The 14,591-nt window shown below is 48.7% G+C and carries 17 protein-coding genes and 1 tRNA gene; 6 read left to right on the forward strand and 12 right to left on the reverse strand.

Annotation, left to right across the window (positions count from 1 at the left end; genetic code table 11):
• The 4 genes from ACO1NT_RS04720 to ACO1NT_RS04735 all read right to left on the reverse strand — a co-directional run.
• Positions 1-298, reverse strand: a 298-nt coding sequence (locus ACO1NT_RS04720; protein ID WP_449047253.1) for a flavoprotein, incomplete at its 3' end; no start/stop codon positions are given.
• A 94-nt stretch (positions 299-392) separates the two neighbouring features.
• Positions 393-1,457 carry an ABC transporter permease gene (locus ACO1NT_RS04725; RefSeq protein ID WP_449047255.1) on the reverse strand — a complete coding sequence of 355 codons (1,065 nt, stop codon included), beginning with the start codon at positions 1,455-1,457 and terminating at the stop codon, positions 393-395.
• Positions 1,441-2,424 (reverse strand): ABC transporter ATP-binding protein, encoded by a 984-nt coding sequence (locus ACO1NT_RS04730; protein WP_449047257.1) that lies wholly within the window; start codon positions 2,422-2,424, stop codon positions 1,441-1,443. Before ACO1NT_RS04730 ends, ACO1NT_RS04725 begins: the two co-directional genes overlap by 17 nt.
• Before the next feature lie 3 nt (positions 2,425-2,427).
• Positions 2,428-3,543, reverse strand: coding sequence for a COG1470 family protein (locus ACO1NT_RS04735; protein ID WP_449047278.1), 1,116 nt, complete (start codon positions 3,541-3,543; stop codon positions 2,428-2,430).
• A gap of 456 nt (positions 3,544-3,999) precedes the next feature.
• On the opposite strand from ACO1NT_RS04735, the gene ACO1NT_RS04740 reads away from it, so the two are divergent.
• Positions 4,000-4,650, forward strand: a complete 651-nt coding sequence (locus tag ACO1NT_RS04740; RefSeq protein ID WP_449047259.1) for an ankyrin repeat domain-containing protein — start codon at positions 4,000-4,002, stop codon at positions 4,648-4,650.
• A 25-nt stretch (positions 4,651-4,675) separates the two neighbouring features.
• Here ACO1NT_RS04740 and ACO1NT_RS04745 read toward each other — a convergent pair whose 3' ends face one another.
• The 5 genes from ACO1NT_RS04745 to ribD are packed head-to-tail and all read right to left on the reverse strand — an operon-like array spanning position 4,676 to position 8,944.
• Complete coding sequence (locus ACO1NT_RS04745; RefSeq protein WP_449047261.1) at positions 4,676-4,897, reverse strand: PspC family transcriptional regulator; 222 nt, start codon at positions 4,895-4,897, stop codon at positions 4,676-4,678.
• Positions 4,897-6,180, reverse strand: coding sequence for a DUF2851 family protein (locus tag ACO1NT_RS04750; RefSeq protein WP_449047263.1), 1,284 nt, complete (start codon positions 6,178-6,180; stop codon positions 4,897-4,899). Before ACO1NT_RS04750 ends, ACO1NT_RS04745 begins: the two co-directional genes overlap by 1 nt.
• Positions 6,181-6,229: 49 nt before the next feature.
• Entirely contained in the window at positions 6,230-6,985 is a 756-nt protein-coding gene (locus ACO1NT_RS04755; protein WP_449047264.1) for an ABC transporter ATP-binding protein, read from the reverse strand.
• A 10-nt stretch (positions 6,986-6,995) separates the two neighbouring features.
• Positions 6,996-7,874, reverse strand: a complete 879-nt coding sequence (locus tag ACO1NT_RS04760; RefSeq protein ID WP_449047265.1) for an ABC transporter permease — start codon at positions 7,872-7,874, stop codon at positions 6,996-6,998.
• On the reverse strand, positions 7,874-8,944 hold the full coding sequence (gene ribD, locus ACO1NT_RS04765; protein ID WP_449047267.1) for a bifunctional diaminohydroxyphosphoribosylaminopyrimidine deaminase/5-amino-6-(5-phosphoribosylamino)uracil reductase RibD: 1,071 nt from the start codon (positions 8,942-8,944) through the stop codon (positions 7,874-7,876). The genes ACO1NT_RS04760 and ribD overlap by 1 nt, the downstream gene beginning before the upstream one ends.
• Before the next feature lie 353 nt (positions 8,945-9,297).
• On the opposite strand from ribD, the gene prmC reads away from it, so the two are divergent.
• The 3 genes from prmC (at position 9,298) to ACO1NT_RS04780 (ending at position 12,056) form a co-directional block, all read left to right on the forward strand.
• Positions 9,298-10,164 carry a peptide chain release factor N(5)-glutamine methyltransferase gene (prmC, locus tag ACO1NT_RS04770; RefSeq protein ID WP_449047268.1) on the forward strand — a complete coding sequence of 289 codons (867 nt, stop codon included), beginning with the start codon at positions 9,298-9,300 and terminating at the stop codon, positions 10,162-10,164.
• 12 nt (positions 10,165-10,176) lie between these two features.
• Complete coding sequence (locus tag ACO1NT_RS04775; RefSeq protein ID WP_449047269.1) at positions 10,177-11,817, forward strand: amidohydrolase; 1,641 nt, start codon at positions 10,177-10,179, stop codon at positions 11,815-11,817.
• 166 nt (positions 11,818-11,983) lie between these two features.
• A tRNA-Lys gene (locus ACO1NT_RS04780) sits at positions 11,984-12,056 on the forward strand.
• 23 nt (positions 12,057-12,079) lie between these two features.
• Here ACO1NT_RS04780 and ACO1NT_RS04785 read toward each other — a convergent pair.
• Positions 12,080-12,400: a hypothetical protein gene (locus ACO1NT_RS04785; protein ID WP_449047270.1), complete on the reverse strand. Its 321-nt coding sequence runs from the start codon at positions 12,398-12,400 to the stop codon at positions 12,080-12,082.
• Positions 12,401-12,492: 92 nt separating this feature from the next.
• Here ACO1NT_RS04785 and ACO1NT_RS04790 point away from each other — a divergent pair, with 92 nt between their 5' ends.
• Together ACO1NT_RS04790 and ACO1NT_RS04795 are read left to right on the forward strand one after the other, a co-directional pair.
• Positions 12,493-13,005: a hypothetical protein gene (locus ACO1NT_RS04790; protein ID WP_449047272.1), complete on the forward strand. Its 513-nt coding sequence runs from the start codon at positions 12,493-12,495 to the stop codon at positions 13,003-13,005.
• Positions 13,006-13,007: 2 nt separating this feature from the next.
• Positions 13,008-13,220, forward strand: a complete 213-nt coding sequence (locus ACO1NT_RS04795; protein WP_449047274.1) for a helix-turn-helix domain-containing protein — start codon at positions 13,008-13,010, stop codon at positions 13,218-13,220.
• 171 nt (positions 13,221-13,391) lie between these two features.
• Here ACO1NT_RS04795 and ACO1NT_RS04800 read toward each other — a convergent pair whose 3' ends face one another.
• Both ACO1NT_RS04800 and ACO1NT_RS04805 read right to left on the reverse strand, forming a co-directional pair.
• Positions 13,392-14,255 carry an IS3 family transposase gene (locus ACO1NT_RS04800; RefSeq protein WP_449047276.1) on the reverse strand — a complete coding sequence of 288 codons (864 nt, stop codon included), beginning with the start codon at positions 14,253-14,255 and terminating at the stop codon, positions 13,392-13,394.
• Complete coding sequence (locus ACO1NT_RS04805) at positions 14,252-14,527, reverse strand: transposase (RefSeq protein WP_090622413.1); 276 nt, start codon at positions 14,525-14,527, stop codon at positions 14,252-14,254. Before ACO1NT_RS04805 ends, ACO1NT_RS04800 begins: the two co-directional genes overlap by 4 nt.
• Positions 14,528-14,591: the final 64 nt, after the last annotated feature.

The following is a 14,591-nucleotide window of genomic DNA, read 5'->3' on the forward strand; positions in this document are numbered from 1 at the left end:
TACCCTGTGCTATCCTCGCCAACGTGCCCATTGAACAAGGGCATACGATCATTGTATCAAACCGAGCGGACCCGGATGCGAACGGCGCATAGAAATCGCTTTTCTCATGTAAAGTAAATGGGTAGTCGGTGTAGCTAACATCACCCAACTCAAATTCCCACACATCCCTGGCATTATCCGACATGACCACTGCCACCGTATCCCACTGCGTATCGAGTGCCATCAACTTGTCTAGCAATACCTTGGCATAAATGGAGCCGCTCGCTCCGGTTATGGCAACAACAATCTTACGCTTCATCGTCATGAAAGTTTGCCAAACATAACCAAATCGCTGTTTAATTACAAACCGTTACATCTGCGCCCTTTATTGAAGGAACTTCCGCCGGCACTGCTTACCGCGACCGGATTTCTTTTCGCATGAATGAAACGTATGACAGTGCAAAGCACACGACTGTTGCTGCGATAAGCCCGGTGAGCTGCGGCCACACGATCAACAAACTTTGGCCTAACGGCAGCGGACTCGGAATGGCTCCGTAGGTCTGTTGCATGGTAAGCGGCCCCAAGCTTCTTACCGACGGCATCAATAAAGTGGTGGTAGCGTCGGTATATAACTGACTGGGGACAACCCGCATGAGATTACCAATAAACTGCTGATAGCCTAATAGTTGCTCTTGCGACACCATTTCGGGTGGCGCCATTGCACGGGCAACTATGTTAACGATGAGCTGATAGAATACGGTAAAGAACAGCCAGATGGCAATTGCAGTGAGCGCCGAAGTAGCGGCCTGACGGAACCGGATAGATAAAAACACCGCCAAATTGAGCCAAAACGCGACGTAAAGAACGCTCAGTAACAGAAAGAAAATGATCCGCAAAAACTCCGTTGCCGTTGGCGGAATACCGATGATGAACAAGCCAAACCCCATCACTAAAAAGCCAAGCGCAAAGAACATAACGCCGATTACCGTCAGTGCAGCGACGAACTTGGCGTTGATTAGATAATCGCGGTGTATAGGTTGTGACATGACGCGGCTTAACGTACCCGAATTTTGCTCTGAATTGATCGCGTCGAACCCCAACCCGATACCCAATAATGGTCCAAGGAAACCAATGAACACATGGAACGGGGGAAGGGAACCATCGGATTGCGTAAACAACTTCAAGAAGAGAAACGGGTCATCCGCATTGCTGGATTTCGACAGCTCAGCCACCAGGCTGGTAATTGAAGTATAAAGCGACCCGAAACAAGTCAGCAGAATCAGGAACAACAATACGTTAAACCGCCAGCTACGCACATGGTCGGATATTTCTTTTTGAACGATGATCCAAAACGGGTGAACTATGCGGTGCGCATTCCGTTCATCTACTTTCGAGCGCAGCCGGCCGGCAGCATCGACTATCCTGGTTGCCCAGCCGTTTCCTTTCAATTGGCTGACCATATTATGCAATTTTTCCATACACCTCGCCTCCCTCGAAATATTTTGTGTAAATATCATCCAGACCGTATTCCTTCATCATCAGGGACGTGAGTCCCATACCGGCATTGACCACAATCCGCGCTACGTCGGCGCTGACATCTTCCTCACTGCCAATACACAGTTTACCTGCATCAACGGTAACCGACACGACGTGGTTCAGTCCGCGTACAGCCCCTGCAACAGCTGCAATCCGGTCTGCCCCATTGCCCAAGCCAACGGTATCGACACCGACTTCAATGAGGTACGGTTCTTTATCCGAAAAAAGCGCACGCGACAAATCAGACACACCTCCCTCTGCAAGAAGCCTCCCTCCTACAAATATGCCCACCCGATCGCACACCTGCTGCACTTGGTGCAAATGATGGGAGGAAAGCAGCACGGTTATCTGTTCTTCGCGGCTTAATACCACAATCAGTTCCAAAAATTCACGCACACCGATGGGGTCTATTCCCAGGGTCGGTTCATCCAGGATGATGACCTCGGGGTTTTTCACCAATACATCGGCCAAGCCTAAGCGCTGCCGCATACCCCGCGAGTATTTACCGACTTTTTTCCCTGCGGCTTGCCGCAGCCCCACACGTTCTAAAAGGTGATCGACACGAGAGGTAGCTTCACTGAGCGATAGGCGATTGAGCCGCGCGGTATACAATAGGTTCTCGCGGCCATTTAGCGGCTCATAAAACCCCACATCATCTGGCAAATAACCTACCCGGCGCTTTACCTCGATGGGGTTTACCGTCGAATCCATTCCACATACCTGCACTGCCCCGGATGTCGGTTCGGTAAGTCCCAACATCATCAAAATGGTCGTGGACTTACCCGCACCGTTTGGACCCAGCAGTCCAAAAATCTCGCCTTTGCGTATGGAGAGGTCGAGGCTATCAACGGCCGTAAAATCGCCATACCGTTTGGTAAGGCCCTTAAGTTCGATAATTGAATGATCCACGGGCTACCTCCTTCCATATTTGCGGAACAAATAATAAACACCACCCAGTGCACCCATGATAATGATGATCCCTAACCAGCCCCAAAGCAAGGGGGTACGCACAGACACACGCAGCGAAGCTGTGGCCGTCTTCTCTGCGGTTTTGGCTTCAAGGTTGGTCACATAGTCGCCCGCTACGGCTTTCCCGCTTGCTTCGACGGTTGCGATGACCTGGGCATGTTGACCCGGAGCGATGACATCGATTTTTGCGGGTTGAAACGAAACGGTCCAATCTACCGGCGTCGAAGACTTCATCTCCACGTTTTTCAGCGGCGCCGAGCCGGTGTTTTTCACCAAGAGTTCCACCTTCTCATCACCGCCTGCGGTAATGGATGTACTTAACCGACCTGTAGGGGTGGTAAGCTCCAGGTTATATGACCCCGTAATAACCACTTCGAGCTCCAAATTGGAAGACATCCCACTCGCTGACGCGACCACCGGAACTTTGTATTTTCCCGCCCCGAGTTGGTCGGGTGGATCCAACTCGATGGTAATGTTCTGCGTTTGATTGGGGTCTACTTTTACCGACGATACTTGCTTGCCATTCGCACGGAAAAGCGCGTTCCACCCTTGTGGCACTTGTGCCCGCAATCCATAGACCTGCGCTTCACTGGAGGGGTTACGAAGTGTCGCGTTAAACGTAAACGATGAGTTTGCTGCGCCCTCCATATTGGCTTGATCGGTATTAAACTCCGACTTAAAAGAACCCTGTTCCGATACCACGACCGTGAGTGGTAGGCTACTGGCACCCCTTGCTGTGAGTCGGAACTGGTATGTACCCTTTTCAACTTTGTAGGGTACCTGTACCTTGAAGGAAATGTTTTTCTTTTCGCGGGGCAATACAGAAAGCTGTTCAACGGTCCACCCACCCGACGTGAGTTCATAAGACCATCCTTCGGGTAAGCCCGAAACGGTCAAATCAGCATTTCGGATGCCTCCGCCGTTATTGATTACATCAACCGAATAATCGATGGATTCGCCCGGAGGCACCGAAATTTTAGTATAGGGCGTGTAAAGAGACAAACTTTGTGCAACGGTAACGCGCTGCACACACGGAATGGGGATCACTCCGCACAACACCAATAGCAAAACGATAACTTTTGGTAAAGTAATGGCACGTGTTAACATAAGAAAAAGACTTATTTAGAAATGATAAATAGTACCGGCAAATGTATAAAAACACTGTTTTTTCAAAAATAATTTCACATTTTTTAACAGTTTGGGGAAAGACGCAGAACATGTCCAAACAAAAAAGGGCCGAATAATTAAATATTCGACCCTACATCTACCTATGAAAAACATGCCCTTTGGGAGGGCATTACAAAAGTACATCAAAGATTGGGTATACCAAACAAATATACACCTAAAAAGCGTTTTTGTAGACGTAATACTACAACAGGATGACGGTGTCCGGTGACGATGCCCTGCCCGGTCTTTATTATCCAAGTCCTTTTTAAGAGCCAGTTCATGTAGGTTTCATAAATTTTTAGTTAATTCGTCCTTGTAATTTAGTTGTTGACCATCCAAATAAGAAAAATGAGTCTCAGTCTGCTAGAAGAATATATAGAGAAAGGCGACAGCATAGCCATCGACGATTTGTTGAATGGAAACCCCGCGCTATGCAACCAAAAAACGAGTCACGAAATCTCCCCCCTCCTACTAGCCTGCTACTATAACAAACCCCACATTGCGAAGGTACTGCTTAAGCATCTCAATGAATTGAGCATACATGAGGCGGCGGCTGCCAACCTGTTTGAACAAGTGCAGGCGATGGTGGAGAATGATCCGGATACGCTGGAAATGATCTCGGACCATGGATTTACCCCATTAGGAATGGCAACGCATTTCGGAAATGAGGATATCGTACGTTTTCTATTGGAAAATGGTGCTGATCCGAATACCCATTCCAGGAATGGTTATAACGTATACCCGCTGCATGCTGCCATTGGTTCTGGTTTTGACGGCATTGCCAAGATGCTTATCGAGGCGGGCGGAGAAGTCAACGTACTCCAAACCTCGCGCACCAGTCCACTGCACCTTGCTGCGCAAACCGGCAACATCGACCTCATTATCCTCCTATTGGAAAATGGAGCGTCGGTAGAGATCAAGAACGAAATGGGTAAAACAGCATCAGACCTGGCCGGCGAGAAGGGCCACACCGAAATTGCGAATATATTGAAGGCTTAATGGAAACAAGCTGCTCTTCGATCGGTCAAACATCCCAAAGTTGATGGCGCATGCGCTTGATGTAATTACGGAAATCCAAGACAACACCGGCTAAAAAATAGAAGATGATTGGGAAACCTACCGCTAGAAAAGAGGTATAGATAAAGAATAGACGAAGTTTGGAAATGGAGATACCCAAGCGTTCACCCATGTAGGTGCAAACCCCAAAGGAACGTTGTTCGAAAAACAAGAGAATTCGCCTAACCATCATTCATCGTGTTTAATCAACTGCAACCCAATCCCGCAATCCAAACATTTTTTCTTGTCGCAATAAAACGCTTTCATTTGTAACAAAGCCTGTGACTCAGCGGCTTGCTCTGCTTTGATTCCCAATGCCGAAAACCGGCGTACAACCGTATTGTCTTCCGCCTTCAGTGCTTCAAGCAAGGCAATAGCCCGGTAAATATACGTTTCTTTACCGATATATTTACCATAGGCAAATATTATGCCTGCTACGGCATTAATCAACAATATATCTACCGATCGTTCACCCAGTTGATTTCCTCCGGAAGAAGAAGACGAATCAAAGCGATAATGCCCAAGCCAATAGTGGTTTAAGGGAAGCTCATCAAAAAAAGTTTCCAGGGAGCCTATGTCTTTGGTATTGGCGATGATGGAAAACAACTGTGTAGACCGTAGACAAAGGGCTGCAAACTGTGCGATGCGGACCGTCGGAAAATTCCCTGGCCGTGTCCGCATAAAACGCCATGTTGCCCCACCCATGGGTTGCAACGAATGTAATCGCCGCAAGTGGGCATATTCACGCTGGAGTGCTTGTGGGTAAGCATCTTCGAACACCTCCCCTTCTAACATCCCAGCCTGGCCAAAAAACAAGGCCTCTACCGCCAGTGGGTTATCTTTATGCTTGCCGATTACCGACAATGGTAGGCTACGTGCCAATTGCTCGAAGGCATCGGCATTCACCTTGAACCCGAAACTCCGCGCCATCCAGATATAACAGGTATCCTCCCAGCTACCACGCTGTTGCTCCAACAAAGCGTATATAGCCGAAATTTTGTACTCAAAGCGCTCCATCAATAGACGGGAAAGCCATTGCGATAAGTGAAACGATGGCACCCGGTGAATCATTTTCTCACAGGGAATCCACCACATGCCGCTCATCAGCTCCCTATAGCGCGGCAAAATGGCAGCCGATATCCGAGGTTTCAGCTCCAACGTTTCGGGAGGTGAACCATCGGCACGGTAAACGTCCTTATCGTCTTCGTAAACCACGTGTAAAATAACGTTATTATAGGCTTCGTCTTGCTGATGCCGATGGCGGTCCCAATCGGACGCCCGCAAATGGATTTCTACATTGCCGCCCCACTCAATTCCGTCGATGACCATACGTGCCGCCAGAAAATCAGGACCTGCATCATGGTTATGGTTGCCTACATGAAAAATTTGAATAGTTTTGCCAGATTCGGTGTGCAGATCTTGCGTAGTAAACAATCGATACTTCCAAATGAAATGCAATAAATCTTCAGACAAGGCCATATCGTGTGGTTATAGGTAATGCAAGCCAAAGGTACGAATTTGGTCAGAAATAATCAAACCACGATACCACGGCGCCATGATCAAGGCCGCGCTTGGCAGCTGCGTCATAATCCTTAATGATTTTCCCATCCTCCATCTGTATAAGCCGCGTGCCATAGCGTAGTGCCTCATTGATGTTGTGGGTAACCAGTAGTGCAGTAAGGCGATCTTCGGCTATTAGTCGGTTGGCGATTTCCATCACTTGCCGAGCAGAACGTGGGTCCAGCGCAGCCGACGGCTCGTCAAGCAGAAGTAAATCTACGTCAGCCATGACCGTCATCAGTAGGGTAAGTGCCTGCCGCTGTCCCCCACTCAACGACCCCATGGGCTGAGTAAGCTTATTTTCCAAGCCCATACCCAACGTCGCTATTTTTTCGGCAACCTGCTTTCTGAACCGGCCACCGGTGCCCAACGTTATCCATTTGGTCGATCGACGCAAGGCCGCCATCCGAAAATTATCCAACACACTCAACGAGGCTGCGGTACCCATCAATGGGTTTTGAAATACCCGCCCTATCCACTTACTGCGCCGGTAGTCGGCCAATCGCTGGATTTCGCGCTCATGTAGCAATATATTTCCTTTATCAGGGTGTGTGCTGCCTGCAATCAAATTGAGCAACGTGCTTTTTCCCGAGCCATTGGCACCAACCAACACGTTGAAACTCTGCGGATCCAGCCGAAGCGTGAGATCCTTCACTGCCGCAACCTCGGTGGCTTTACCGGCATTAAATATTTTGGTGATATGTTGTAGCTGGAGCATCCCGAAATACCTAACGTTTGGAGAGTTGCAGCGCCCCCCCCACTCGGGGAAGTGCTACAATGGCCAATACCAATAATGCCGTCGTGAGCTTCAACAAGCTGGGATTGACGCCGGCACTGAGTGCCAATGCCAGCATCGATTGGAACAAAACCACCCCCACAATGATGCAGATCAACATCGGTAGCATTGCACGCAATTTGATGGAATTAATTAGCGTATCGCCGATAATTACAGCCCCCAGTCCACTGATTACGATACCTATCCCCATGTTGATGTCTGCAAATCCCTGGAATTGTGCCATCAATCCGCCGCTCCACGCAACCAACCCGTTGGAAAGCGCCAAACCATACACCTTCATCCGCGTGGTGTTTACCCCCTGGGCTCGAATCATGGCCTCACTATCGCCCGTAGCACGCAGTGCGATACCGAAATCACTACGCAGCAAATAGGCCATGGCAAAAAGCAAAGCAACAACGAACAGCAGCAATACCGTGAGGGTGTTGTGATCCGTACTATCAAACAGCCCCAATTCGCGGAATACATCCGGATAATCGAGCAGCGGCATATTAGATCGCCCTAAAAGCACTAGATTGATTGAATAAAGCGCAGTCATCACCAGAATACCTGCCAATAGCGCGTGTATACGCAGCCATGTATGGATCAAAGCCGTGCAGCATCCCGCCAGCGCGCCACCGCCCATCGCTAATAGGAGCGTCACCATCGGCGGATAGCCGTGGGATAATCCAACGGCTGTGATGACAGCACCGAATGTATAGCTCCCATCCGTGGTAATGTCCGGAATATTGAAAATCTTCATCGACAGGAAGAGGCCAACGACCAATGGGCCGAAACATAAGGCTTGAATAACCGCAGCGATGTAGAAGTCCATTAGCTCGTACTGTGTTGCTCGTTGTTTCGGTAATATATATCCAGTCGATCAACACCGACTTGCCTGCTTTCAGCTTCTACCGCATGGCATATCGGCGCTGCAATGCCGCCTCCCCAAACTTGGGGGGATGTAAATACCCGTGCTTCGTCCCATAGATTGGCTCCGATGAAGAGATCGAGTGTCTTGCGTCCGCCTTCTATGATAATGGATTGGATATCCATCAAATAAAGTTGGAATAGTATTTTCTGGGGTAAGTACCAATCGAAATCTTCGAGGGCAATGTATTTGTTACTCCCCTCCCAATCGGTTCGCGTAGCGTTAAACACGATCGTCTCCGTACTACCGTCCAGCAAATGGGCCGTGGTACCTACGGCTAGATGTTTATCGATGAGTACTCGTTTGGGGTCCTTGCCCTTCCATTCCCTGACATTGAGCCTCGGATTATCCGCCAAAGCAGTTTGTGTACCTACCAATACGGCATCTTCTTCGCTGCGCCAGCGGTGTACTAACTGCTTTGCTTCCGCTCCGGTAATCCACCGTTGGGTGCTATCGGCGGGTGCCATGTATCCATCCGCCGTTTGGGCCCATTTCAGGATAACATATGGCCGCTGTTGCCCTACGCGCGTAGTAAATCGACGGTTTAACCACTGGGATGCATCAGCCAGTACACCTTCAATGACCTGGATGCCCGCTTCCTTCATCATGGCTATTCCCTTGCCATTCACCTGATCAAACGGGTCACGGCAGGCCACAACGACCTCACCTAACTGATGTTCGGCCAGTAACTTCGCGCAGGGCGGCGTTTTCCCATAATGGGCACAGGGCTCCAAACTGACATACATCGTCGAGTTTCGGAACAGCGCCGCGGCACCATCGCCGTACTTGGCAAGCGCTTCTTCAATAACCAACACTTCAGCATGCGGTCCGCCGAACCGTTGGTGGTAGTTTTCAGCTACGATCTTCCCATCGTGAACCAGCACGGCTCCTACCATCGGATTGGGGCTTACCATCCCCATTCCCAACCGGGCCAACTCGAGGCAGCGCCGCATATAGACCTCATGTTCCTGCATGACGCAAACATACTTAAAAATGTTCTTTTTTATTGGCTCCTTTGCCGCCCTAGTCTTGGCATACACTTCATTCCCCTTCTTTATACTCCCTTCTTACCGTTGGCTTACCTATCGTTTACCGCGTTGGTAAGGAATAGGTAAAGAACTGGTAAGGAATAGGTAAGGAATAGGTAAGGAAATGGTAAGGAATAGGTAAAGAACTGGTAAGGAATAGGTAGGGAATAGGTAAGGAAATGGTAAGTGAGAAGTAAGGTAGGATTAAGGGATAAGTAAGCATTAGGTAAACAAGAGGTAAGAAACAGATAAGTTATTGCCGCTTGGTCAATCCGAATGTATAACGTATGTTTGTATTCATGCAATCCATAGCGGCAATCGAACGACGGTTCGTGGATGACCTGTTGGGTTTATATCCAATAGACGAAATTAAGCAGCTTTGTTACCTCCTAGCTGAGGATCGATTCGGCTGGTCTAAAACAACATACTTATTAAACAGGCAGGCGCAACTAAGCAAAGAAGACCAGGAATGGTTTATTTCCGTGCTGTCGGCGCTTCAACAGGCAAAGCCCATCCAATACATCTTAGGATATACTTGGTTTATGGGCATGAAACTCACTGTAGGCAACACTGTATTGATACCTCGACCAGAGACCGAGGAGTTAGTGCACCTCATCGCTCACTACCATCGGCCTACACCAGCTCCCTTGCGTATTATCGACATTGGCACTGGAAGTGGCTGTATTGCCATCGCGCTGAAAAAGGCATTGCCACAGGCTCAGGTATATGCCCTTGACGTTTCGGCCGATGCGCTGCGTGTAGCGCGGCAGAATGCAAAAAGCCAGTCCGCACAAATCGATTTCATCCACGCGGATATTTTGGAATGGGATTTAATTTTCCAAAACGACCACCGGTTTGACATTGTAGTAAGCAACCCCCCGTATATTACCACGGCCGAAGGGGACGAAATGCACAGCAATGTATTGGAACACGAACCCCATTTGGCCCTTTTCGTTCAAGGAGATGCCCCTTTGCTGTTTTATGAGCATATCGCTTCATTTGCCATGCGGCACCTGCAGCCAAATGGCAATCTATATGTCGAAATTAACCGCAACTATGGCCAAGAGGTCAGTGATCTGTTTGAAAAAAAAGGCTTCGAAGCAGTTACACTTCATCAAGACATGCAAGGTGCCGACCGGATGGTCCACGCAAAAAAATCCAATTGACATCGATAAACCATGAACAAAAACATGCTTATATTAACGGCAGCCATCACCGCGATGATCTGCTCGTGCAGCGATTCCAAACAGGCTGACCTGGTTGTGTATAATGCCGTGGTATACACGGTCGATTCGTCGTTTAGCACCGCTGAAGCCTTTGCTGTACGCGACGGTGAATTCATTGCTGTCGGCACCTCGGATGAGATTCGTTCAACATACGAGGCGAAAAAAACAATTGATGCGCATGGCCAACCCATCTACCCCGGTTTTTACGACGCCCACGCGCACTTCTTGGGCTATGCTCGGACGTATGGACAAGCCGATCTGAGCGGGGCTACCTCATTCGATGAAATCATCGACCGCCTCAAGGCATTCCGATCCGAACATCCCGATGCACGTTGGCTACTGGGCCGTGGTTGGGATCAGAACCTGTGGAAAAACAAGTCTTTTCCAACAAAAGACGGTTTAGACATCGCATTCCCAGACATTCCGGTATATCTTGTCCGCATTGATGGGCACGCAGCACTAGCGAGTGGTAAGGCGTTGGAGCTGGCCGGTATCACGGGACCGATTGATATCGAAGGTGGATTGATTGAAACCCGGCAGGGTAAGCCTACCGGTATGTTGGTAGACAATGCAATGGATGCCGTATCTAGCCTTATTCCTGGTCCCACGACTTCACAACTAACACAATTTCTTAAGAAAGCGGAAGATGCTTGTTTGGCTGTGGGGCTTACCACTGTAAGCGATGCCGGTCTGGGGCATTCTTCCCTTCAATTATTGGATAGCCTGTATATGGCGGGGCAACTTCGCATCCGAAACCACGCGATGATAGGCATTTCCCATGAAAATCTGGACCACTACTTGGCGGCGGGGCCCTACGTGAGCGACAGATTCACGGTGCGTTCCTTTAAAATACTGGCCGATGGTGCCCTGGGCTCACGGGGTGCTTGCCTGCTTCACCCTTATGCAGATGCGCCGACTTCAGGGTTCTTGCTGTTCAGCCCCGAGGCCATTGATTCGGCCATTGCCCGCATAGTCGATAGCGATTTCCAAGTAGCCACACATGCAATAGGTGATTCGGCCAACCGACTGATACTCGATATTTACGGCAAATACCTCAAAGGGAAAAATGATCGCCGTTGGCGCATCGAACATGCACAGATTGTATCGCCAACTGATTTCCACAAATTCGGCGCCTACGATATCATTCCATCGGTGCAACCCACACATGCCACGTCGGATATGTATTGGGCCGAAGACCGCGTAGGCCCGGAGCGCATCAAGGGTGCTTATGCTTATCGGCAGTTGCTCGAAGAGGCGGGCCGGTTAGCCCTGGGCAGCGACTTTCCTGTAGAGCACATCAATCCTCTTTATGGGTTTCACGCGGCTGTAGCTCGAGTAGATAAAGATGATTATCCCCATGGAGGCTTCCAGCCGGAGAACGCGATTGACCGGGAGGCAGCACTACGGGGCATGACGATATGGGCGGCCTACAGCGTATTTGAAGCCGAAACACGTGGAAGCATCGAAGTGGGAAAAAAAGCTGATTTCGTGCGATTAGAAAAAGACATCATGACCATTCCATTCGAGGAAATACGTGAAGTGACCGTGTTACAAACGGCGATCGCCGGCGAAACGGTATACCGAAAAGAATAACTCACACGGTGGGCGACATACCGAAGTGGCATTAGCCACTGGAACTAAAGCCTTTATCCTAAAAGCTTGAATTATCTGAAATTAATTTTGGACAGAATGGCCTATAATTCTATCTTTGCACCACTTTCCAAAAGCAGGGAAGTTTGTTCTGGACAGGATAAAGAATGATTCCGTAGCTCAGCTGGTAGAGCAATACACTTTTAATGTATGGGTCCTGGGTTCGAATCCCAGCGGGATCACCCCATTGGACAAGCGAATTAAATCATCGCTTGTCCTTTTTTTTGCCATGTAACTTGCTGTTATTCTGACAGATAAGAGCAACCGCAGAATTTAGTCTCGGAGTTCGATGTTGTGTTCCGTCAAATTCCAAAAAATCGGGGAACATCGAACTCACTATAAGCCTTTTTTCCTCAATATCGCCGTTTTCATAGCGTCTATCAATGTTTGCGACCTTTTTTAAAGCAGATGCTACCAAGTCTTTAATCTCCGTTCCGACCACATTCCCGGCATTCAGAGTTGAAGTGAATGAACATGGTGGCCTGGCCTTTCGGGCTGTCTTTTGTTGAAATGAAGCCTTTTCCATCAGGTGAGGCTCAAAAGGATTTTTTTCAGTCTCTTTATTATCGTTTTATTTTAATTAGTATATTTGTTACGTTAATTTTATAGATTCACCAAATGAAACGAACAAAAATCGTAGCCAAAATACTCTACATCATCAGTCGAATGCTGGCCGTAGGATATTTTCTCACTACCCTATATGCGGCATTATGCATTCTGACCGGAATTTGGACAGGCGTAATTGAAGGAAAGTTTTTACATATTTTTTTTCCTTTTACCTCTAAAACATTCCTTATCGTAGAAAACTACACCCTGTACATGCTGTTTTCTTTTCTGCTTCCTTTGGCATTATACAGTGCTTTCTTCTGGCTTGTGTCAGACGTGTTCCGGGTTTTTCTAAAACCTACCTTGTTTACGTCTCAAAATGTAGTTCACTTAAAACGATTTTACGGGTTCAACCTAATCGTGCCTGCGCTGGCAACGGTCATCGGCTGTCTCTTTGTCCCAATTGAAGATTTCATTATCGTATTGATTGTCCTGCATTTTATACTGGGGGTCTTCATCTATTTCCTTGCGGCAATTTTCGATCAAGGCATTGGATTGCAAAATGAACAAGACTTATATATCTGATTATGCCAATTATTGTAAACTTAGATGTGATGCTGGCCAAACGTAAAATGCAAAGCAAGGAATTGGCCGAAAAAATCGGGATTACCACTGTGAACCTTTCCATATTAAAAACAGGAAAGGCCAAAGGCGTCCGGTTTGAAACGCTCGAAGCTATTTGTGAAGCACTGGATTGCCAGCCGGGAGATATTCTTGAATATACAAGGAAGCTGGGATAGCTTGAACTTTATTAATCTAACGGAATTTTAACTGTTGAAATATAATTCCCCCCAATCATTGGACAGATTTTTCATAAACTAAGTAAGATATTTCCGGTATCCCACCCACCAACATTAACCTAACCTGCCTGCGCGGCGAGCGCCCGCCGGAGGCACCTGTTTTCCTCTGCTTCATGCCACCTCCTTTTGTTTGAGGCTCTGGTAGACCTCACCGGGGATTTCATCTTCCAGGCTTTGGTGCCTCCTTTGGTTGTTGTAATACCCGAAATACGTTTGCAGACCTTGGTAACAGGCCAACCCATCGGCAGCCGGGAACAGGTATACATGTTCGTATTTGACACTCCGCCACAACCGTTCGATGAAAATATTGTCAATCGCCCGGCCCTTGCCGTCCATGCTTAGCCGGATGCCGTTTCCGGTCACCCAGTTGCAGAATTCGTGGGCGGTGAACTGACTTCCCTGGTCGGTGTTGAGTATTTCGGGGGTACCGTGTTCCCCGATTGCCGCCTCCAGCGTATCCCGGCACCATCCGGAGGTCATCGTGTTGGACAGTGACCAGCCCACAACATAGCGGCTGTATACATCAATGATGGCGCACAGATACAGGTAACCGCCCTGTACCGGAATATAGGTGATATCCATGGCCCATACCTGATTCACGCGGGTGATATCCAGACCCCGTAACAAATACTTGTATATCCGGTGCCCCTTACCTTTGCCCCGTTTGGATGTGTTCGGCTTCGGGCCCATGGCCGACAGCCCCATGATCCCGTACAACCGCTCGATGCGCTTGGGATTGACCCGGTAGCCCTTGTCCCTGCGCAACCAGGTGGTCATCCGGGGAACGCCTAGCCAGGGGTGCTGCAGGTATTCCTCATCGATCAACCGCATCAACTCCAGGTTCAGCGAGCTTTCCCCGACAGGTTGATAGTAAAAACTGCTCCGGGATACCGATACCAATTCGCACTGGCGGGCTATGCTCAGCCCGTCTGCCTTGCCAACGTGCGCCTTCCGTTGTGCTGGTGTCTCTTTCATGACAAGGCTTTCTTTAAAAAATCAATCTCCATCTTCTGTTGGCCGATCGTCTTCAGGTATTGCTCCTCACGCTCCTGAGCCTCGCTCTTGGCGTCCTTGACCGGACGATCAAAGACCGCAGGGGCCTGCTTCAAAAATTGAGACTTCCACGTCGTGATCTGCGTGGGGTGGATCCCGTGCTTCTGACCCAGCTCCTGGATCGTCACACGCTCCGATAAAGCTTCCAATACTACCTTCGTCTTGAAAGCTGATGTGAACTTTCGCCTACTCATAATACAACAAATTTAATCTAAAAATCTAACTTAAACTGCTGTCCTGTTTTCGGGGGGAATTATA

This window comes from Parapedobacter sp. (assembly GCF_053550995.1).